We start from the raw sequence: 21369 nt of genomic DNA, 5'->3' as shown, positions 1-21369 counted from the left end.
GTACGCGCCGTTCACCCACGTCACCATCCAGGGCAACTACATCACCCAACGCGGCACCGCCTACGGCACCAACGGCATGCTGCTGGACGACGTGCGCGACGGGGTCGTGCAGAACAACCTCGTCGACCGGGTCGGCACCTGCGGCATCGAACTGGACTACTCAGATGTCGCGACGGTGCAGCACAACGAGGTCACCGGCACCACGGTGAAGGGCGGCGGCAGCGACTCCAACGCCGTCGACCCGGACATGGGCACCACCAACATCGTCATCCAATACAACTACCTACACGACAACAATGTCGGGTTCCTGATCTATCAGATCAAATTCGGCGGCAGCAGCATCTGGCGCTACAACATCGTGGCCAACAGCTCACTGACTTCCATGCAGCTCGGCTCGGTCAGCGGCTCCACCGCGCAGATCTACAACAACACCTTCTACAACACCTCGTCTGCGATGGCGGACTTTTGGACCGCCAGTAATTACATTTTCACCAACAATATCTTCTACACCACGGCGGCAAAGCCGACCATGCCCTCCGGTACCGGCGTCGCCTATAACAACAACCTCTACGGCGGCAACTCACCGACCATCCCGTCCGGCGAGAAACACGCCATAATCGGCAATCCGCAATTCGCCAACCCCACCGCCGGCGGAACCGGAACTCAAGCCGGCGGACCGGACCTCGGCGCCGGCCTCAACTGGCTGATCCCGGCCAGCTCACCGGCCGCCAACGCCGGAGTCACCATCGCCAACAACGGAGGCCTCGACTACATCGGCACCACCGTCCCGACCGTCCCGGACGTCGGCGCACTCCAGCACAGCGGGGGGTCCAGCGGCGGTGGTGGTTCGTCGGGTGAGGTGCACGCGGTAGGTGCGGGCAAGTGCCTCGACGTTCCGGGCGGCACCCAGACCAACGGCACGCAGCTGGACATCTACGACTGCAACGGCGGCAGCGGCCAGATCTTCGCCTACACCTCCTCGCGCGAGCTGACCGTGTATGGCGGCGCGAAGTGCGTGGACGCCTACGGCAAGGGCACCGCGGCAGGCACCAAGGTCGACCTCTACGACTGCAACGGCGGCACCAACCAGCAGTGGAACCTCAACGCCAACGGCACCATCACCGGCGTGCAATCAGGACTCTGCCTGGATGTGACCGGCGGCTCCACCGCCAACGGCGCCCTGGTCGAACTGTGGACCTGCAACGGCGGAACCAACCAACACTGGACCTTCTAACTCCATCCCAATCAACGCCCTACACACCACACCTGCCCGCCGCCGGCCAACCACCGGCGGTGGGCAGTGGGCAGGGGACGGTAACGAAGTTGGCTCTGTCGCACATTCGGCTCTGTCGCACATTCGGGACGCCGTTGGTGATCTTCTGAGGTCGTTGCGACTTGGGAGTGCTGAATGCGTTCTAGCACACCGAGCGACGGCCGGTGACTGAGGACGTGCTGGACTGGACAGCGCCGATCTCGACCGATGTCGGTGGGAGACCCTGAGCTTTGGCTGTGACGGTGATTCGTCCGCTCTCCCCGGTGGCTCGGACGATCGCCAGGGCCCGCCCGTCGAACGAGGTGGTGTCGGCGTCAAGGAAGCTCTCCTCGGTCGATGGGGCTGCGCTGCCGAATCCCTGGAGTACTCCGGGACCGTCGACCTCGAGGGTGACCCTTGTGTCTCGGTTCGGGTTGACCACGCCCTCCTCGTCGATGAGAGAGATCTCGATATGGACCAACCGCTGAGGATCGGCGGGGACTTCGCTGCGGTCCGCGTCCAGCTTCAAGCACATGGGCTCGCCAGCGCTGCAGAGCCCCGAGCGTCCCGTCTCGACTCCGTCGCGGTATGCCACGACCTCCAGCACACCGGGCTTGTAGGGCACATCCGCTTCGGCAACGAAGTCCCGAGCGGTACCAACCGGCACGGTTGCGACGGTGACGCCGTTGAGCCGGAACTCGACCTCGTCCGCCGCTGCGTACGCCTCGACATGGAGCAGCGAGTCGAGGGGCAGGTCGAACGTCCAACTGGGTGAGACATCGGACCAGGTCCATGCTCTGGGCTTGATGACGTAGCCATCCTGTCGGGGGCGGCGCACCGCGAGGTAGGGCGTGGTGGTGAGACCGAACACGATCTCGCGGTAGTACGAGATCGGTTGGCGCTGTCCGATGATGTCGATGTCCCCGCACTCAGCTGTAAGCCAGGGATACGGTGCACGGTGCACTTGCTGGTCCTCGGGATAGACGTGTCGGCCGGTACCGACCTCGCCGAGGAAGTCCCATGCCGTCCAGGTGAAGTCGCCGATGACATGAGCGTTCTCGGTCACAAGCTTCCATAGCTGGTCGATCTTCGTTGGAAAGGTCTCCGAGCCCACGACCACGCGGTTAGGAAAGGCATCCTTGTCCAGAACGTACCGGCTCTCACCGTAGTTGAGGCCCACCACATCCAGGACGGAGGCGGGCTCTTCGAGCCGCTCACCGACGACTGGGGAGGCCATCAGGGCGTCGATCAGATGTGTCACTTGGCCCAGGTAGTCGTTCAGGCCTCGGATGGGAGTGGCATCCGGTTGCAGCTCGGCTTTCAGCGCGGGAATCTTGTCACGGGCGATGTACATGCCCTGGAGTGCGTGAGTGACCAGGCGGTGAGGGTCCTGTGCGCGTACCCGATCAGCCAGGCGCCGGCCCCAGCGGGCACCGTTTGTTGTTCCGGCTTCAATGATCTCGTTGCCGATCGAGTACATGACAACGCTGGGATGGTTGAAATCCTTCGCCACCATCGAATCGACGTCGCGTTCCCACCACTGTGGGAAACTGCGCGAATAGTCGTCACCCGATTTCGGGACTGTCCAGACGTCGAAGAGTTCGTCCATGACAAGCATGCCATGGCGATCGCAGGCCTCGAGCATGGCGACGCTCATCGGATTGTGTGCCGAGCGAAGGGCGTTGAAGCCCGCGGCTTTGAGCAGCCGCACCCGCCGGTCGGCGGCGTCGGTGAAGTCCGCCGCGCCGAGGACCCCGTTGTCGTGATGTACCGCCCCGCCGCGAAGTTTGACCGCCTCACCGTTGATCCGCAGGCCCCGCAACGGGTCGACGGTCACGGTGCGGATGCCGAAATGGGTGCAGGCTTCATCGGTCTGGCCGTCGGTATCGAGGAGGCGAACGGTCACGTGGTAGAGATGCGGTGAGTCGACACTCCACAGGGACGGTTGTCGCAGGTATACCCGCTGACGGGCAGCGATCGTCTCGCCGGGTACGAGCGTCACCGGGGAGTGGTCCGAGGCCACGACCTTCCCCGCAGCGTCAGCGATCTCAAGGCGTACCTCGACCGCACGGGTGCGGATGTCCTCGTTGGCGATCTCGGTGGATGCGACCACCGTGGCGAGGCCGTCGTCGATGTCCGGTGTCGTCAGCCTCACGCCGGTGGGAGTGATGTGGACGAGTCCTCCGACGAGCAGGCTGACGGGGCGGTAGATGCCGCCTCCCGAATACCAGCGGGAGTCTTGGCAAGCCGTCGCGTCCACCCGGACCGCATTGGTCTGGCCGTACTCCAAGTAATCGTCTGCTCTTACGTGGAAGCGAGAGTATCCGTTCGCCCACTGCCCGGCGAGGGCGCCGTTGATGTACACCATGGCATCGCGGTAAACCCCCTCGAACTCGAAGGCGATGCGCTTCTGTCTCCACGTCTCCGGAACGGGGAAACGCTTCTCGTAGGTCCACTTTCCATGGCGGAAGTAGGCTGTCGGAGGTCCGTCGGAGTCCTTGATGGAACGCCCGCCCATCAGCATGGCGTCATGGGGCAGGGAAACCTCTGTCGCCTCGGTGGTGGCAGGTGCGATCGCTTCGTGGACAGACACGAGAGGGCCGACGTGCCAGGCGTCGTTGAATGGAACGCGGATCATTGACAGTCCTTCCCGGAAGCCTGCGTCGGCTGCTTATTTCACGCTTCCCGCGGCAAGGCCGGCGCGCCAAAATCTCTGGAGGACCAGGAAGGCGATGATCAATGGAACGACCGACAAGAAGGCCCCAGTGATCGTGAGGTTGTATGGAATTCCCTGGTTGAACTCCTCCCGCCAGCTCGCCAAGCCGACCGTGACCGGCTGTAGCTTGTCGTTGTTGAGCATGAGCAGAGGCAGCAGGTAGTTGTTCCAGATGGTGACGAACTGGAAGAGGAAGACGGTGACGAGTGCGGGCGACATGATCGGGACGGCGATCCGCCAGAAGATGCGAGCCTCGCTCGCCCCATCGACGCGGCCTGCTTGGATCACGTCACCCGGGATCGAGGCAGCAGCGTAGATCCGCGACAGATAGACCCCGAAGGGGCTCACCACGCTGGGCAGGAGCACCGACCAGTAGGTGTTGACCAGGTGCACCTCGCTGAACAGCAGGTACAGGGGGAGGGCATACATGGTCGCCGGGATCAGCACGGCGCCGAGGATGATGTTGAATGCGAGGTCGCGGCCGCGGAACGAGTATTTCGCCAAGGCGTATCCGGCCATTGCAGACAGGACGGTACTCAGCGCTGCCCCGACGGCACTGTAGATGACGCTGTTCACGATCCAGTGCGCGAAGATGCCGTTCTGCTCGTTGAAGACTTCGCGGATGTTGGCCCACACGTCGACATGGGAAAACCAGAGTGAGCTCGTCGTGAACAGATTTCCCTCACTTTTAGTGGCGCTCACCAGCAGCCACCAGACCGGGACTAGGGTGTAGATGGCGAACAGCGCCATCACTACGAACACGCCTGTCCGACTTACCAGTGGAGCCCGAAGCGGTGACCGCGCAGCCCCGGCGCTCCTGCTCTCATTTGGTGCGGAGGACGTGACGGAACTCATTCGGAGTCTCCCTTCCGCTGAGCGAATTTCAGGAACCCGAAGGAGAGCACGAAGGTCAGCAGCGCAAGAATGACGGACTCGGTAGCGGCGTAGTTGTAGTCGTTAATATCCGCGGCCTGCTGCGCAGCCATGATCGGCGTGTAGGAGGGGGAGATCGTTGGAGCGACTTGTTGGAGGACCTGGGGTTCATTGAACAACTGCGCGGTACCGATGATGGAGAACACGGTCGTGAGGATGAGTGCCGGCCGTACAGCCGGAATCTTCATGTGCCACGCGACGCGCCAGGCACCACAGCCGTCCATCACCGCAGCCTCCGTGAGCTCGCCCGGGATCGCTTGGAGCGCAGAGTAGATGATCAGCATGTTGAAGCCGGTCCAGCCCCACGTGATCATGTTGCCGATCGACCCCAGCACCAAGTTTCCTGACAGGAAGTTCACGTTCAGCCCGAGATGCCGCAAGCCCGCGGTGAACGGGCTGACACTCGGTTCGTACAGGAAGGACCACATGATCGCCGCGATCACGCCCGGGAGCGCGTACGGCATGAAGTAAGTCAGGCGGAACGTCCTCTTGAAAGCGGCGCTGCGCGAGTCCAGAAGCAGTGCGAGAGCCAGGGCCAGGCCCAACATCACCGGCACCTGTACGACGCCGAGCATGAAGACGCGCAGGAGCGAGGACATGAACGCACTGTCGCGCACCGCTGTCACGTAATTCCCGAGGCCGGCGAAGACCTTTGCGGCAGGCTGAAGTCCTAGTCCGCTTCGCTGGACCTTGAAGAAGCTCTGGTACAGCGCGTAGCCCATCGGCAAGAGCATCATCGTCGTGAACAGAAGCCCGAACGGCATGAGGAACATCACCGCGGAACGGTCGTGTCGCCGGCTCAGGGCGCGTCCTCCTCCTTCGCTCGCCCGAGGACGGGCGAAGGAGGAGCCGCCGGGGTTCGTCATCGTCATGCCTTGCCCTCTTCCGCGGTGTTGACGGCTGCCCGGTACGGGGTCAGCCACCCGAGACACTCAGCCCCTGGCTCTTCATCGCCGTGACAGTGTCCGCCTGAACGGCTGTCACCGCCTGCGGGATCGTGCCCTGACCGGTGCCCGCCAGCTTCAGTCCGTGCTTCATCTCCGACTGGACCTGAACCATGGTCGGCCCCCATCCCCAGCTCGGGCTGATGTTCGCAGCCGCCGTCTTGAACACCTGGTAGATGTTCTGCCCGCCGAAGTACGCTGACGGCTGGTTCACGGCTGGCAGGTCCTGTCCACTCGTGGCGGCTGGATAGATGCCCGTGTTCTTGATGAGGTTCGTGACGCTGTCGGAGTTCGTGCTGAGCCAGTCGGCGAACTCCGTTGCTTGCTGCGGATACTTGCATCCCGTCAGCACCACGGTCGCGGAGCCCCCGCGGCTGCCGGTTGCAGCCTGCCCCGGCGTCCATTGGGGCATCGGCGCCACAGCCCATTTGCCGGAGAGCCCCGGCAAACCCTGCGCGATCAGCGGAGCCGCCCAAACCGCGCTGACCAGCGACAGCACCTTTCCGTTCTGCACGTCCTTGAACCAGGCGGTATCCAGCGTCGACTCGCTCGTCGCCAGGTGCTTGCCCAGAAGCCCCTGCCAGTAGTCGGCGACTTGCCGGGTCGTCGGACTGTCGATGGTCACCTGCCACTGGTTGTCGCCGGTGCCGAACCACTTGCCTCCGGCCTGCCAGGTCAGCGCGCCCAGATCGTAAGCGTCCTGGGGCGTGGTCGTGAGGTACGCCGCAGGGTTGGCGGCGTGGACCTTTTCCGCGTCGGCGGCGAACTCGCTCCATGTCTTCGGTGGCGTGATTCCGTACTGTTCGAACAGGTCGGCACGGTAGAACAGAGCTTCCGGGCCCGCATCGACCGGGATGCCGAACACCTTGCCGCCGAACCCTGTCATCTGCCAGGTCCATGGCGTGAACTGGCTCTTGTCCGCGTTGGCGTACTGTGAGATGTCCTGGGCGGCTCCCGTGACGACGAAGTCGGGCAGGGTGTCGTAGCCCACCTGGCCCAGGCAGGGGGCGTTGCCGGCCTTGACGGCGTTTTGCATCTTGGCGTACCCACCGGCACTGCCGGCAGCGATCTGCGCATAATTGATCTTGATGTCGGAGTGGGTCTGGTTCCACCGCGCGACGCTCTTGTCGTAGCCGATCGCCGAGCCCCAGAAATCCAAGGTGACGGTCTTACCGGCCGAGTTCGGGGCGCCGGAACTGCTGCACGCGGTGACCGTGGCCACGGCGGCGGCAGTCAGTGTCACCAGCGCGGTCTTCACCCATCTTGAAGCCATCGGGGAGTCCTTCCGTTGGCTGCCGTCTCGCGACAGTCATCGTCGACTGGGGATTATCTGGGACTCGAGTCTCGATTTGAGTGCGCAATGTCCAGTGTCAAGCTTGCCAGCGCCGAGCAGAAGTAGCCGTACCAGTGCATTCACTCTTCTGACGGCTGGAGACTGACCGATGATCGCCGCATATAACTACGACTCGGGTCTCACTTGTGTTGAACCGACTATGCGGCTGCCGGAGCCGACTGTCAACCCACTCGGCGCCAGATAATCGCCGCGGCAGCCTGGCGGGGTCCTACGACGCGAGTCGGCGATACCGGGAGGCGCACGCCTGTTGGCCGTGAGGAGGCACGTCGGTTTCGGCCTGAGCTCAGCGGCACGGTGAGCCGTCGTCCGCTGCTCGCGGAGTGTGGGACTAACGCTTTCCCTTCTTGGCTTGCGCCCAGCCTTGGACGGCGCCGTAGTAGGCAGAGGTCAGGCCGGCGACAGCGTCTTCCTCGGTAAATCCGGTGTTGATGAGATCGAGGATCTCGCGTGGATCGAACATGATGTTGAACAGGAACAGCGCGTGGTCGAAGTGTTCGTCGGAAACATCCAGGTGTCGCAAGACCGTACGGATCGGGCGTTCCCAGGTGTCACGGACCGGGGTGATCACTTCGTCGTTGTGTCGCAGTCGGGTGAGGAACCCTGTGTGCGACCGGATCTGGATCATGCCGGGACCGTAGTGGCGCAGCAGGCGGGCCCACTCCCGGACGACGTCCTCGAACAGCGCCGGCCCTGTCTTGGGGCAGTCGTGGCTGAAATTACGCAGTTGGACGACGACCCCGAGCAGATAGGCGTTCAGCAGCTCGTCCAGCGACGGAAAGTAGCGGTACGCAGTCGCCACCGAGAGCCCGGCTCGTTCCGCGATCGCAGGCATGACCGCCGCCCCGGATCCCTCCCTGAGAAGCTCTCCGGTCGCGTCCAAGAGTTTGCGTCGATTGCGGATCGCGTCGCGGCGCATGCCGCGAGCGGATGGTTGCTCCTCGCTCTTGGCGGTCAGTGGAACCTCCCGTGGATGCCCGAGTTTAGAGAGAGTTCTCTCTCACTCGCGGACAACGATAGCCAGCGATCGCTTGTGTACTCAAGCCCTGCCCATGCCGCATCCTGGTACGAAAATCCGGGGAGCCCCTGCGTGCCGAGGGCTTGACACGAAGCCCTATCACTGCCGATTCTAGCTTGAACTAAGACTATCCTCTCAGTTAATCGGCCGCCAGCGAGGGAGCTCCCGTGTTCATCGAGGCCGCATCCGACAACTGCCACGTCCTGGTGAGCAACTGGCCGCGCCCCGCTCCCGATGTGGTCGCCGCGTTCGAGCAGTTCCCGGCCGCCACCGTCGGGGATGGGATGGACCGCTTCGGCCTGATGAACCCGGCGATCCGCGCGCAGTGGCGGGGTGCGCGGTGTGTCGGTCCCGCCTTCACGATCCTCACGCGGGAAGGCGACAACCTGGCGATCCATCGCGGTCTCGATGACGTCACGCCAGGCGACGTGCTGGTGATCAACGGCCTTGGCGCCGACACGCGAGCGGTCTTCGGCGACCTGCTCGCCGAGATCTGCGTGCAGCGGGGAGTCGTGGGCGTCGTCGTCGACGGTGCGGTGCGTGACGCCGAAGCCATCGCGGAACTCGGCCTGCCGCTTTGGGCGAAGACCATCACCCCAGCCGGCCCCACCAAGAGCGGCCCCGGGGCCATCGGCGGCACCATCGCGTGTGGTGGCCTTGTGGTCGCCCCGGGGGATCTCGTGGTCGCCGATGGCGACGGTGTGGCCGTGGTGCCACAAGCGCAAGTTTCGTCCGTACTGCAGCGTCTTGCTGAGATCCGGCACTTCGAGGAGCAGTTGCGCACCCGCATCCGCGAAGTGCCCGCCGCACGGCACTAGAGCCTGAGCGGTGGCCGACCTCGGCTAGGCACGGCCGCACCGTCAGATTGTTCCGCGAACATCTTCGGCACAAGGACTGATCATGAGCTCCTTCATCCCGTCCTCCGCAGTGGCACGGGTCGAACGCCACTCGCTGCGGCCCGCGCTGGGCCCAGCCCCGGCCGGCGTGGTGTCCCTCGCAATGGGGGAACCCGATTTCGACACTCCCGGACCGGTTGTCGCCGCGGCTGCGGCCGCGCTGCGATCCGGGGCCACCCACTATGTGGACCAGCACGGTGATCCTCAGCTGCGTTCCGCACTTGCTGACGCTGTCTCGGCGCTCGCCGGCCACCGCTATCAGAGCCAGCAGATCCTGGTCACACATGGTGCCACCGCAGCGCTCGCCTCAGCCATCATCGCTGCCGTCGACCCCGGCGACAAAGTCGTCATTCCGGAACCTTGCTACTCCTTGTACGGCGATCTCGTCCAGCTCGCGGGCGCAGTTCCCGTGTGGGTGCCACCTGCTCCTGATCTCCATTGGGATCTCGACGCGCTACGCGAGGCGGTTCCCGGTGCGAAGCTCGTCATCTTCTCCAACCCGTGCAATCCGACAGGCGTCGTCCACACCAGGACTGAGCTCCAGGCGCTAGCCGAAGCACTGCACCGCACTGACACTTTGGTTTTGTCGGACGAGGCATACAGCGCGATCGTTTTCCAAGACGATATCTTCCACTCCGCCGTTTCCCTCGACGAACTGCGACCCCGCACCATCTACTGTCAGACTTTCTCCAAGACTTACGCCATGACTGGCTGGCGCCTCGGCTGGCTCGCCGGACCGACAGACCTGATCGCTGCTGCAGGACGGGTGCACCGTACGTTCAACGGTTCCCTTAACGCCGCAGTCCAACGTGCCGCTCTCGTGGCTCTGGACCGGGGTTCGGTCCTGGCCGCACCGATGGTTGCCGCCTACCGCGAGCGGCGGGACATGCTCTTCGAGAGGCTGGCCGGGATTCCAGAGCTCACCGCCCAACTTCCCGAAGGCACGTTCTACGCCTTTGCCCGCTACAGCCTTCCCATCCAATCCACTGAACTCGCCGCGCAGTTGCGCAGCGCAGGAGTGCTGATTCGCCCCGGAGCGGAGTACGGGCCAAGCGGCGAGGGTCATCTGCGCTTCTCCTTCGCAGCGGATGTTCCCATGCTGCAGCAGGGCCTGCAGAGAGTCGCCGAATATTTCGCCGACCAGCGGTAGGCGCCCTAGCGTGCCACTCGCTCAAAACAAGCGTCCGGCGACAGTGCGAAGGTCGCGGGAATGTGAAAGCGCGGGGGATCTGACCGGCTGTGCCGGAATTTCGCCGGGATGATCCTCCGGCGTGCTACGTCAACTTTCGCTTGTCGCCGGACGGCCGGGACCAGGACCATCGTTCCTGCAGAGGTACGCAGTCAGGAGCGATGAGATATGCAAACCAACGGCGTGACGGCCAATGCGGCCGCGATTCACGGTGGCAATTCGCTGTCGAGCGACCAGGCGAATGTCGAGCTCATTCACCGACTTAACGAAGTAGTGAACGAACGACGTTATGACGACATGGACGCACTGTTCGCGCCGTCCTTCGTCGACAACAATCCGGCCTGGAGCGTGCAGAATCTGGCGGAGTTGAAGGCGATCCTCGGCGCCGCGCACTCCGCGCTCGCCTTCACCTCCCACCACGACCTGATCTACCCCGCGGCGGACGGGAAGGTCGTCATCCACATCACGTTCACCGGGCGGCACGTCGAGCCGTTCCTGGGGCAGGAGCCGACCGGGCGCACCATCACCTGGACCAGCATCGAGGTCTACCGGATCGAGGACGGGCGCATCGTCGAGCGCTGGGTTCAGGCGGACACCGCCGGGCTGATGGCGCAGCTCGGCGTGCAGCTGCCCTGACGTGATGCCGGCGTCAGGCGCCGCAGCCGCCGGCGCGCCGACTGAGATCGGCGTTTTTCAGATTCAGCAAGACAAGGAGTCCCGCGATGCTCGCGTTCGCCCTGCACATCCGGATCAAGCCGGAGTACGAGCCGGAGGCGCTGCGCACCCTGTCGGACATCGAGCGCTCCTCGCGCGCGGATGCCGGCTGCCTCGGCTTCACCTGGTTCCGCGACCAGAACGAGCCGGACCGCTTCCTGCTGATCGAGCAGTGGGAGAGCCAGCAGCACCTTGACGCGCACCTGTCCAAGGTCCTGCCGGTGTGGGAGCCGTTCACCCCCGCGCTGGCCGAGGAGCCGCGCTCGGTGCCGCTTCGCCCCGTCGTCGAGAACTGAGAAGGAGACCGAGATGACCACAACCACGAGCACGGTCGACCGCGTCACCGACGGCCGCGTCCGCGCGCTGGTCAAGGAGTGGTACGAGGCCTTGGACCGGCACGACCCGCTGGAGTCGGTGCTGGAGTATCTCGCCCCGGAAGGGCTCGAGATGACCTTCCCCGAGGGGAAGCTGCGCGGCACCGCTGAGTTCGCCGACTGGTACCGGACGGTGACCCACCGGTTCTTCGACGAGGTGCACGAACTGGTCTCCGTCGACCCCGAACCGGCCGGCCCCGGACGCCACCGGGTGCGCGTCGTGGTCAACTGGCAGGCCCGGATCTGGGAGCCGCCCACGCCGAACAGCACGTGGCTCGGATTCGTCGCGACGCAGACCTGGACAGTCGTTGACAGCGTCGGTGGCGTCCGGATCGTCGAATACATCGTCGACGAGCTCGCGCCGATGCCCGGCTCCGGCTCGCTGTGACCCGCGGGGAAATTCCGATGCTGACATGGTCGCACGCCGCGCTCAACTGCGCCGAGCCCGAGGCCACCGCCGCGTTCTACGAGCGCTGGTTCGGTTTCGAGCGCTCCCGCGAGTTCAAGCTCGGCGACACCCGCATCCTGTTCCTGCGCCTCGGCGGCGCCTACCTGGAGTTGTTCGGGCCGACCGCGGGGGAGCAGCGCGAGGCCGCCGCGGACGGCCCGGCCCAGCGCGGCGCCGTGCGGCACCTGGCTTTCCAGACCGACGACGTCGACGCCTTCCTGTCCCGTATGGACGGACAGGCGGACATCACCCTCGGGCCGCTGGACTTCTCCGAGCACATCCACGGATGGCGCAGCGTCTGGCTGCGCGATCCGGACGGGGTGGTGGTCGAGGTCAGCCAGGGCTACCGCGACCTTGCGGGCTAAGAGCCCTGAAACAAGCACCCTGAAACGCCCCTCGCGGGGAACTCGCCGGGCCGCGGCACGACCCCTCCCCCCGGCGCCGCGGCCCGGCGCCCGACGTCCCCGCGCCCACGTTCGAACTGCGAACCCTGATTCCTAAACCGTCCGTCCCGACTACAGCTCCGCTGAGCAATTACCCGGAGATCCCCGTGAGCAGCATTGTGAACTCGCCGTCGCCCGTGCATGAGCCGACGGCGCCGGACCGGCCGAACGCGCGTCGTTGGCTGGCCCTGCCCGTCGTCCTTGCGGGCACCTTCATGACGATCCTCGATTTCTTCATCGTCAACGTCGCGATCCCGTCGGCGCAGGCCGACCTGCACGCGAACGCGGCCGAGGTCCAGTTCGTGGTGGCCGGCTACGGCCTGGCCTACGCCGCGGGACTGATCACCGGCGGGCGGTTGGGCGATCTGTACGGCAGGCGCCGGTTGTTCGCCGTCGGATTGGTCGCCTTCACCCTGGCCTCGGCCGCCTGCGGTCTCGCGCCCACCGCCGTCGCGCTCGTCGTCTTCCGCGCGATCCAGGGTGCCTCGGCCGCGCTGATGTTCCCGCAGGTGCTCTCGATCCTCAACGTCGCCTACACCGGCGAGGACCGGCCGCGCGCGTTTATGGGCCTGGGCATGACCATCGGTCTCGCCTCGGTCAGCGGGCAGGTCGTCGGCGGGCTGCTGATCGGCGCGAACGTGTTCGGGCTCAGCTGGCGGTCCTGCTTCCTGATCAACGTCCCGGTCGGGATCGCCGCGCTCGCGGCGCTGCGTCCGCTGGTGCCGGAGTCCCGCTCGGACTCGGCCCGCAGGCTGGACCTCGCGGGCGTGGCGATCGTCACCCCCGGGCTGCTGCTTCTGCTCGTCCCGCTGGTCGTGGGCCGGCAGACCGGCTGGCCGGTCTGGTCCTGGGCCTGCCTGGCCGCGAGCGCTGTGGTGCTCGCGCTGTTCGCCCGGCACCAGGTGTGGCTCTCCGGGCGCGGCGGCACCCCGCTGGTGGCTCCGGTGCTGTTCACCGAGCGGGCCTTCGTGACGGGCCTCGCGACGGTGCTCGTGGTGTACGCCGGGATGGCCTCGTTCTTCCTCGTCTTCGCGCTCTACCTCCAGGAAGGGCTGCACTACGCGGCGCTGACCTCGGGACTGATCTTCATGCCCTGCGGAGTCAGCTTCTTCCTGGTGTCCATGGCCGCGCCCAAGCTGACCCGCCGGATCGGGCGGCGCACGCTCACCGCGGGCGCGATCGTGCTGGGGGCCGCGGAGATCGCAATGGCTTTGCTGGCCGACGGCACGCCGGCACGGCCGAACGTGGCGCTGCTCAGTGGCCTGATGTTCGTCGCCGGGGCCGGGATGGGCGCGATGGGCGCACCGCTGCTCTCCCAGGTGTTGCTCGGCGTCGACCCCTCGCACGCGGGCTCGGCCTCCGGGGTGCTGTCCACGACGCAGCAACTGGCGGGCGCGCTCGGCGTCGCCTTCATCGGGATCATCTTCTACGGCGTGCTCGGCGGCTCCGGCCGGTACGGCCATTCCTTTGCCGCCAGCCTCAGCTACACCATCGCGCTGGCGGCGCTCACCGCGCTGGTCACCGCGCCGAACCGGCTGTGGAAGAAGCCGGCGCTCCCGTCCGGCGCCTGACGACCGGGCTTGCGTCCCGAATGCACGAGGCCTGATCGCGCAAGGCCGAAGAACACGTCTGAGAGGTGCTTCACCATGGCTCAGTATACTGATATAGTCGTCGGTTCCGGCTCCACCGGGGCGGTCATCGCGGCGCGGCTGTCCGAAGACCCCGCCCGCCGCGTGCTGCTGATCGAAGCCGGCCCGGACTACCCGGACACCGAGACGCTGCCCGAGGATCTGCGCAACGGACTGTACCCCTCCCTCGTCGCGCATGACTGGGGTTACGAAGCCGAGGCGGTGGCCGGCCGCTCCATCCCGCTGCCGCGCGGCAAGGTGGTCGGCGGCACCTCCGCGGTCAACTCCTGCCTCGCGGTGCGGCCGGATCCCGCCGACTTCGACGAGTGGGTGGCGCTGGGCAACGAGGGCTGGTCGTGGGAGGAGGTGCTGCCCTACTTCGTGCGTCTGGAGGACGACAAGGACTTCGGCCTCCCGCTGCACGGCAAGGGCGGTCCGATCCCGGTCTGGCGGTGGCGCGACGAGCAGCTGATCCCGTTGCAGCGGGCGCTGCTGGACGCGTGCAAGGACCTCGGCTTCCCGGAGGTGGCCGACCACAACGCCCCCGGGTCCGGCGGGGTCGGACCGCTGGCCCAGAATCTGATCGGCAGCCAGCGCGTCTCCACCGCGGTCGCCTACCTCGCGCCCGCGCGCAAGAATGAGGGCCTTGAGATCCGGCCCGACACGGTGGTGGACCGGGTGCTGTTCGAGAACGGCCGCGCGGCCGGGGTGCGCGTCATCACCGGCGCAGTGGCCGAGGAGATCACCGCCGACCGGGTCACCATCAGCGCCGGGGCGATCGGCACCCCCGGCATCCTGCTGCGCTCCGGTATCGGTCCGGCCGCGCAGCTGGACCGGCTCGGCGTGCCCGTCGTCGCGGACCTGCCGGGCGTGGGCCGCAACCTGCTCGACCACCCCACCTGCCTGGTCACCCTCGCCCCGCGCCCCGGCGTGTACGACGAGTCCCTGCCCGGAACCCAGATCGTGCTCCAGTACACCGCACCGGGCTCGGCCGAGGAGAACGATATGCAGGTCTACCTCTTCAGCCATGTGGACCTGAATGCGTACGCGAAGAACCTCAAGGACCAGATCGGCACCGACAAGGTGTTCATGATTTCGGCCGGGATCGAGCGGCCGTTCTCGGTCGGCGACGTCACCGTGGAATCGCTCGATCCCGAGGCGCCGCCGCGCATCCGGTTCAACTACCTCGACCACGAGGAGGACCGGCGCCGGCTGCGTGAAGGCATGCGCCTGGCTTACCGCATCGCGCAGACTCCGCAAATGCGCCTGTTCACCACCGGCCGCGTGGTGCCCAGCCCGGAAGTCATCGCCGACGACGACGCGCTCGACGCCTTCATGCTGTCCACCGTCGGCACCCACTTCCACCCGGTCGGCACCGCGAAGATGGGGCCCGCCGACGACCCGCAGGCCGTGGTGGACTCGCGCTGCCGCGTGCACGGCGTGCCCGGGCTGCGCGTGGCCGACGGCTCGGTAATGCCGAAGATCGTGCGCGCCAACACCAACCTGACCTGCATCATGATCGGCGAGCGCGTCGCCGACTGGATGCTGACCGACGCCGCCTGAGCGGCGCCCTCTCCTCCCTCGCGCAGACAAGGACTCACCTCATGCAGGACGAATCCCCCCTGCCCGAAAGCCCGAGGCCGGCCGGCGCCGGGACCGTAGCGTCCCGGCTGCCGTCGCTGACCGGGATGCGGATCATCGCGGCAGGCATGGTGTTCTTCTTCCACGCCGGCTACGAGGCGGTCTTCGCCGACCACACCACACAGAACGTCTACACCTGGATCTTCGGCCAGGGCGGCTGGACCGGCGTCGGCTTCTTCTTCATCCTCAGCGGCTTCGTGCTGACCTGGTCGGCCCGTCCGGCCGACACCGCGCGCCGGTTCTGGCGGCGCCGGTTCTTCAAGATCTATCCCAACCACTTCGTGACCTTCCTCGCCGCGCTGCTCCTGCTGACCCTGGCGGCGCAGCCGATCGGCACCGGCCGGGCCTTCCTCAATCTGTTCCTGTTGCAGGCCTGGTCGCCGAACCTGTCGGTGGAAGTCAGCGTCAACCCGGTGGCCTGGTCACTGTCCTGCGAAGCCCTGTTCTACCTGTCGTTCCCGCTGCTGCTGAGCCTGATCGGCCGCATCCGCGTCGACCGGCTGTGGTACTGGGCCGGCGGCATCACCGCGGTCGTCTGGTGCATACCGCTGATCTCGATGCTGCTTCCGTCCAGCGGCGCCAAGGTGCCGTTCGGGCCGATCACCCAGTGGCAGTTCTGGCTGGTCTACGTGGCGCCCCCGGTACGGCTGCTGGACTTCACCCTCGGCATCGTGCTGGCCCGCCTGGTCAAGGAGGGGCGCTGGATCAGGCTCGGCCTCGCCCCGGCCTTCGTCCTGCTGGCGGGCGGCTATTTCCTGCCGCACCTGCTGCCCTGGTCCTTCCGGCTCGTGGCCGCGCCATTCATCCCACTGGGCCTGGTCATCTGCGCCGGCGCCACGGCGGACGTTCGGGGCACCCGCTCGCCGCTGCGCAGCAAGGTGATGGTCTGGCTGGGCGACGTATCGTTCGCGCTCTACCTGTGGCACCGGCTGATCCTGCGCTACGGGCACCGGCTCTTCGGCGGCGCCACGAAGCAATGGGCTATCCCAGGAGCGATCGGTATGCTGCTCTTCGCGCTCGCCGTCACGCTGCTGCTGTCCTGGCTGCTGCACTCCCGCGTGGAGATGCCGATCATGCGCCGGTGGAGCAAGCCGCGCTCCAGGACGGCCCCGCTGCCGGTGACGGTTCCGTTGCCGCACCAGACGGTCCAGGCTGAACCCGCCGCCGCTACCGCCGTGGCAGTACCGGCGCCGGAGACCTGAGATGGATGAGCTGTCCGCGGTGATCGTCACCGCCGACGCGCAGCGCTCCCGCGCGGTCGCCGACCTCGCGGGAGCGCTGCGTGCCGACGGGATCCAATTCCGGCATGTGAGCGAGCACTCCGCCCTCGACCCGCTCACCGGGCCCGAGGCGCCCGACCTCGCGCTGCTGCCGGCCTCGCTCGGCGCCCAGCGGGTGCGGCGGCTGTGCGCTCTCGCCGCCCGAGCCTCGCGCCCGCCCGCGATCATGGTCTATCTGGACGGGACGCTCGCCGCGCTGGAGGAGTGCGTCGGCGCAGGGCTGCACTATCTCGTGCCGCCGTTCCGCGGTCCGCTGATCCGCGCGCAGCTGGTGTGTACGGCGGAGCGCCGGGCTATGGCGGCCACACTGGTGCGGATGGAGCACGACGCACAGTTGCGCGAGCTCGAACGGGAGCTGAGCATCGCCCGGGAGATCCAGGCCGGATTCCTGCCCGCGTCCCTGCCTGCGGCCGCGGGCTGGGATCTGGCGGTCAGGTTCCGTCCCGCTCGGCACGTGGCCGGCGATTTCTACGACGCCTTCTCCGCCGACCAGGGCCGCCGGGTCTTCCTGGCGATCGCAGACGTCTGCGACAAGGGCGTCGGTGCGGCGCTGTTCACCGCGCTGGTAAGAACCCTGTTACGGCACGTCTCACAGCCCGGGCTGCTCTGCGCGGTACCGGAGGATTCATCGACGATGGAGACGGTAAGCGATCCGGTGACGCACGCCATCGCGAGCACGAACGCTTACATGGCGCGTCACCACCGGCACCAGGGCTATTTCGCCACGGTGTTCTTCGGCATGCTCGAACTGGAGAGCGGAGAGCTGACGTACGTCAACGGCGGGCACAACCCACCGGTGCTGCGCCGTCGCGGGGGAGCGCTTGAGCACCTCAGCCTGACCGGCCCGGCGGTCGGGCTCGACCCGGACGGCAGCTACCGGCCGGCCACGGTCCGCCTGGAGCGCGGCGACTCGCTGCTGCTTTTCACCGACGGGGTCACCGAGGCGCGCGACGCGGCCGGACGCTTCTTCGGTGAGCGACGGCTGCTGGCACAACTGCTTCCACCGGTCACGGACAGCGCGGCGCTGCTCGACCGGATCGAGGCGCGCGTGCAAAAGCACACCGGCGTGGCCGACCAGTCCGACGACATAACCCTCTTTGCGGTGCGGCGAGAGGATTAGGACTTGGCTTCGAGCCCTTCGACCACCAGGGGCACATGTGAGCGGACCGGATCATTGCTCCGGTCCGCTCACGCGTGACAAGCACACGCCAGGGAGGTTTTCTGGCCGGCTATGCCGCCGGCAGGTACGGCTCGCCCGCCGCCCTTCGCGCCTCCAAGCGTTCGAGGCAGTGGAATCCGTACGCTGCCGAGACCAGCGTCACGTGGTGATGCCAGCCGCGGAACGAGCGGCCCTCGAAATCGGTCAGCCCGAACTCCTCGCGCATCCGGTTCAGGTCGTACTGTGGCCGCCAGCGCATTTTCGCCAGGCCGATCAGTTCGGGCAGCACCCGCCCGGACAGGTTCGTCAGCCAGCAGGCGCGCGGCCGCGGCCGGCCGGCCGGCCACTGCATGATCAGGCGGCGCGGCGCCGAGCTGAGGCGCCGGGCTGGATCATGCGCCGCGGGAAGCTGCACCACCAGGAACTGCGAGGACTGCAACCGGCCCTCGATGCCTTCCCGCCAGGCCATTGTCGCCCGACCCGTTTCTGTTCCCGCGCCGCGGACGGCCTCGGCCACCGTCAACCGGTGTAGCGGCACCGCGTCGGCCGGCCCGCCGGCCGATTGCCGAATCAGTTCACGCATACCGGCCGGTGCGGTCGGCCTCGGTGGCGCGGATGTCCCCGCGAAACCCGCGCCGACCAGAACCCCGCGATGCGCGCTGTGAGGTAGCGCGGACGGCGCGGCCGGCCGGAAGCGTGCCGCCACGGGCAGCTGGCTGTCCTCGCCGACCTCCACCAGATAGCCGAGACCGCGCTCCTCGAGGCCGCGGATCAGTGCCGGAAGGTCCCGCTCGTACCGGGCGTCCAGCAGCACCGGTGCCGGGCGCAGCCTCCAGTCGGTCACGAGTCCGTCGAGCGTGTCGAGCGTGAGCTGGACTTTCGACCGGTGCCGTTGCTCCGCGGGCAAGTGTGCACCGGCCCGCAGGGACGCGTCGTCATCCCACTGCCGTGGCAGCACCAGCCGCCAGTCCACCGGCACGCTCGCCGTGCCGTCGGTCAGGCTCACCGACAGGCCGAGCTGGCAGCTCTCCACCCGTCCTGTGGACGGCACGAACTGCCGCGCGACGCCGGCCGAGTAGCGGCCGTGCTTCGGGAAGACCACCTCCTCGACGGCCCAGGCCCGCGGCGCCATCCGCGCTGAGACCAGCCGGGCCAGCGCCTGGCGCACCCCGTCGTCCTCCCACGGGCTCTGGTTGACGAACTGCTGGAGCGACTGCACCGCGCTGTGCCCAAGTACGTATTCTGAAATGCGTCGCAGACTCTTGCGCCCCGCAAGCCCGAGCAGGCCTCTCAGGTAAACCGTCGCCCAGCGGCGCTGGTCGGACCGGGCGAGCGTGGCGAAAAGCTCGTCGCAGTAAGCGTTGACCGGGTCCGACCTCGCCGAGGCCGGCTCCGGATACCACTCGTGCATGGCACTCCCCTCTAGCGGACGGCGCCCGCCCCCGCGAGCGGCGCGGCGTGCGAGTACTGGCTGGTCGGCGCGATCGGCTTCTCGGAGCGCAGCTGTACCGCGAGCGCGGTCAGGTGCGGCCCGTAGCCCAGGCGCCACTGCTGGAAATCCCGGTAGACCGCGGCCAGGTCGGAGCGCACCGGCAGCCCGGAGCCGCGGATGATGGACACGGTCTGGTCGAAGGTGCGGCCCTCGCGGCCGTGCAGGCTGGCATCGACCGGCCGCACCGGTACGCCGAGGGTGCGCACGAGCGACTGCGCCGTCTCGCATCCGGCGCGCAGGATCGCGCGGGTGCGCGGCGGAGCCGTCGCGGGCAGCGCCGCGTCCAGCAGCGCGGCGACGTCCAACGCGATCGCCAGGGCCCGTATCCAGCACGGCGTGCGGCGGGAGATCGGCATGATCAGCAGCACCGGGTGGGTGGCGTGAGAGCGCATCAGGTCGGTCATCGCGCCGCCCCAGTCATCCAGCATCGGACCCAGCGAACCCGCGCCACCGGACCTGCCGTGCAGCGCGATCACCTCTTCGGCGTCCATGTCGCCGCGTGCCAGCGTGCCGACCCGGGCCGCCAGCCGCTCGCGGGAGCGGTGCGCGTCGGCTACCTGTGCCACCAGCGCCACCCACAGCGCGGCGGTGATTCCGTCCGCCAGCCAGGTCAGCGAGATCACCGTCCGCGCTGAGCCCACGGCCCCGTTGCCGGTGGCCAGTGCACGCAGCGGACCGTCGAGATCCGAAAGCCCGGCCGCCGCCTCGGCGACCAGCAGCCCGCCGGTGGAGAACGCGATCAGCCAGCACGTTAGCAACGCAGCGAGCACCGTCGGGCCCGCACCCCTGGACAGCCACACCGTGGGACGGCGGCCGAGCCGGGTCTCCGCCGCGCTGAGCGACCACACGGCCGCCCGCACCAGGCCCAGCTCCATGCGCCCGGGCCGCTCGTCTGACGACACCAGGCTTCGCAGTACACTCATACCTGTGGCCAGAACGAGGACGAGCCCCGTGAGCAGGGCCGCGAGCGCGGCGGTGACGTGCATGGCACTCTCCACTGGGTTAGTCGGCCGACTTCGCTTCGGCGACCGGCTCTTGGCGGGTCGCGTCCCATTCTTCGGCGGCCGCGCCGGGGTATACAGAGCGGATTTATGGTGGTAGCGGCAGTAACCGGTTCCGGATAACACCAGCCGGAGCACGCGGAACGGGGGAGTGTGATGGCGGTGACGGCCCTGGTGACCGGGGCGAACCGGGGCATCGGCCTGGAGGTGTGCGCACAGCTGGCGCGCGCCGGCCTCGACGTCGTGCTGACGGCGCGCGACCCTGAGCGCGCGGCGGCGGCGGTCGAGAGGCTGCGTGACGCCGGGCTGTCAGTGCGCGGCGAACAGCTGGACGTCGCCGACCCGGACAGCGTGTCCGCGTGTGCCGCCCGGCTGGAGCGAGCGGGCGTCGCGGTCGACGTGCTGGTGAACAACGCCGGGGTCTACCCGACCACGCCGCTGCTGCGGCTGTCCGAAGCCGAGTTCACCGAGTCGATCGAGGTCAACCTGCTCGGCGCCTTCCGCACGATTCAAAGGTTCGCCCCGGCGATGGCGCGCCGCGGCTACGGCCGGATCGTGAACGTCTCCTCCGGCGGCGGCGCGATGACCGACCACGTGCCCTCGCCCGCCGGGTACGGCATCGCGAAGGCCGCGCTCAATGCCCTGACACTCGTGGCCGCCGCGGCGCTGCCGCCCGCGGTAAAGGTGAACGCGGTGTGCCCGGGGTGGGTGCGTACCGAGATGGGCGGCGAGGCCGCGCCGCGCTCCGTGGCGGAAGGCGCGGACACCGTGGTCTGGCTGGCGACCCTGCCGGAGGACGGGCCGACCGCGGGATTCTTCCGGGACCGCGCCCGGATCCCCTGGTGATGGCTCAGTTCCTTTATTCGAGGAGTCGCGGTGAGCCGTGCGAG

Annotated in this window: 19 protein-coding genes; 12 read left to right on the top strand and 7 right to left on the bottom strand. The window is 67.3% G+C overall.

Going from position 1 to position 21369, the window contains the following annotated elements; genetic code table 11:
• The coding region (locus VN779_RS17565) for an RICIN domain-containing protein (RefSeq protein WP_325724644.1) at nucleotides 1–1234 on the top strand (1234 nt) is incomplete at its 5' end.
• A gap of 181 nt (nucleotides 1235–1415) precedes the next feature.
• On the opposite strand, the gene VN779_RS17560 is transcribed toward VN779_RS17565, so the two are convergent.
• From VN779_RS17560 to VN779_RS17540, 5 genes are all read right to left on the bottom strand, one after another.
• Nucleotides 1416–3890, bottom strand: a complete 2475-nt coding sequence (locus VN779_RS17560) for a glycoside hydrolase family 2 TIM barrel-domain containing protein (RefSeq protein WP_325724641.1) — start codon at nucleotides 3888–3890, stop codon at nucleotides 1416–1418.
• Between the two features lie 33 nt (nucleotides 3891–3923).
• Nucleotides 3924–4823 carry a carbohydrate ABC transporter permease gene (locus VN779_RS17555; RefSeq protein ID WP_414639698.1) on the bottom strand — a complete coding sequence of 300 codons (900 nt, stop codon included), beginning with the start codon at nucleotides 4821–4823 and terminating at the stop codon, nucleotides 3924–3926.
• Nucleotides 4820–5773 (bottom strand): sugar ABC transporter permease, encoded by a 954-nt coding sequence (locus tag VN779_RS17550; RefSeq protein ID WP_325724634.1) that lies wholly within the window; start codon nucleotides 5771–5773, stop codon nucleotides 4820–4822. Before VN779_RS17550 ends, VN779_RS17555 begins: the two co-directional genes overlap by 4 nt.
• A gap of 43 nt (nucleotides 5774–5816) precedes the next feature.
• A complete protein-coding gene (locus VN779_RS17545; RefSeq protein ID WP_325724632.1) occupies nucleotides 5817–7004 on the bottom strand; it encodes an ABC transporter substrate-binding protein in 1188 nt (395 codons plus the stop codon).
• A gap of 523 nt (nucleotides 7005–7527) precedes the next feature.
• Entirely contained in the window at nucleotides 7528–8115 is a 588-nt protein-coding gene (locus VN779_RS17540) for a TetR/AcrR family transcriptional regulator (RefSeq protein ID WP_325724630.1), read from the bottom strand.
• A 266-nt stretch (nucleotides 8116–8381) separates the two neighbouring features.
• Between VN779_RS17540 and VN779_RS17535 the strand changes: the two genes are divergently transcribed.
• From VN779_RS17535 to VN779_RS17490, 10 genes are all read left to right on the top strand, one after another.
• A complete protein-coding gene (locus tag VN779_RS17535) occupies nucleotides 8382–9032 on the top strand; it encodes a hypothetical protein (RefSeq protein ID WP_325724628.1) in 651 nt (216 codons plus the stop codon).
• 82 nt (nucleotides 9033–9114) lie between these two features.
• Nucleotides 9115–10260: a pyridoxal phosphate-dependent aminotransferase gene (locus tag VN779_RS17530; RefSeq protein WP_325724626.1), complete on the top strand. Its 1146-nt coding sequence runs from the start codon at nucleotides 9115–9117 to the stop codon at nucleotides 10258–10260.
• A 207-nt stretch (nucleotides 10261–10467) separates the two neighbouring features.
• Nucleotides 10468–10935: an ester cyclase gene (locus VN779_RS17525; RefSeq protein ID WP_325724624.1), complete on the top strand. Its 468-nt coding sequence runs from the start codon at nucleotides 10468–10470 to the stop codon at nucleotides 10933–10935.
• A gap of 86 nt (nucleotides 10936–11021) precedes the next feature.
• On the top strand, nucleotides 11022–11309 hold the full coding sequence (locus VN779_RS17520) for a putative quinol monooxygenase (protein WP_325724622.1): 288 nt from the start codon (nucleotides 11022–11024) through the stop codon (nucleotides 11307–11309).
• 13 nt (nucleotides 11310–11322) lie between these two features.
• Entirely contained in the window at nucleotides 11323–11775 is a 453-nt protein-coding gene (locus tag VN779_RS17515) for a nuclear transport factor 2 family protein (protein ID WP_325724618.1), read from the top strand.
• Nucleotides 11776–11792: 17 nt separating this feature from the next.
• The gene (locus VN779_RS17510) at nucleotides 11793–12200 is read left to right on the top strand and encodes a VOC family protein (RefSeq protein WP_325724616.1); all 408 of its coding nucleotides are present in this window, start codon (nucleotides 11793–11795) and stop codon (nucleotides 12198–12200) included.
• 185 nt (nucleotides 12201–12385) lie between these two features.
• Nucleotides 12386–13849: an MFS transporter gene (locus tag VN779_RS17505; protein ID WP_325724614.1), complete on the top strand. Its 1464-nt coding sequence runs from the start codon at nucleotides 12386–12388 to the stop codon at nucleotides 13847–13849.
• Between the two features lie 75 nt (nucleotides 13850–13924).
• Entirely contained in the window at nucleotides 13925–15469 is a 1545-nt protein-coding gene (locus VN779_RS17500; protein ID WP_325724612.1) for a GMC family oxidoreductase, read from the top strand.
• A 41-nt stretch (nucleotides 15470–15510) separates the two neighbouring features.
• Complete coding sequence (locus tag VN779_RS17495) at nucleotides 15511–16749, top strand: acyltransferase (RefSeq protein WP_325724610.1); 1239 nt, start codon at nucleotides 15511–15513, stop codon at nucleotides 16747–16749.
• Between the two features lies 1 nt (nucleotide 16750).
• On the top strand, nucleotides 16751–17947 hold the full coding sequence (locus tag VN779_RS17490) for a PP2C family protein-serine/threonine phosphatase (RefSeq protein ID WP_325724608.1): 1197 nt from the start codon (nucleotides 16751–16753) through the stop codon (nucleotides 17945–17947).
• Nucleotides 17948–18056: 109 nt separating this feature from the next.
• Here the strand turns inward: VN779_RS17490 and VN779_RS17485 are convergent, their stop codons facing one another.
• Nucleotides 18057–19397: an IS701 family transposase gene (locus tag VN779_RS17485; protein WP_325724606.1), complete on the bottom strand. Its 1341-nt coding sequence runs from the start codon at nucleotides 19395–19397 to the stop codon at nucleotides 18057–18059.
• A gap of 11 nt (nucleotides 19398–19408) precedes the next feature.
• Nucleotides 19409–20464: a hypothetical protein gene (locus VN779_RS17480; RefSeq protein WP_325724604.1), complete on the bottom strand. Its 1056-nt coding sequence runs from the start codon at nucleotides 20462–20464 to the stop codon at nucleotides 19409–19411.
• A 171-nt stretch (nucleotides 20465–20635) separates the two neighbouring features.
• Here VN779_RS17480 and VN779_RS17475 point away from each other — a divergent pair, with 171 nt between their 5' ends.
• Nucleotides 20636–21325, top strand: coding sequence for an SDR family NAD(P)-dependent oxidoreductase (locus VN779_RS17475; protein WP_325724601.1), 690 nt, complete (start codon nucleotides 20636–20638; stop codon nucleotides 21323–21325).
• The last annotated feature ends 44 nt before the right edge of the window (nucleotides 21326–21369 follow it).

This window comes from Actinocrinis sp., from assembly GCF_035605935.1.
Taxonomy (GTDB): domain Bacteria; phylum Actinomycetota; class Actinomycetes; order Streptomycetales; family Catenulisporaceae; genus Actinocrinis.
Note: the sequence above shows the minus strand (reverse complement) of the source record. Positions and strands in the feature narration are given on the sequence as shown.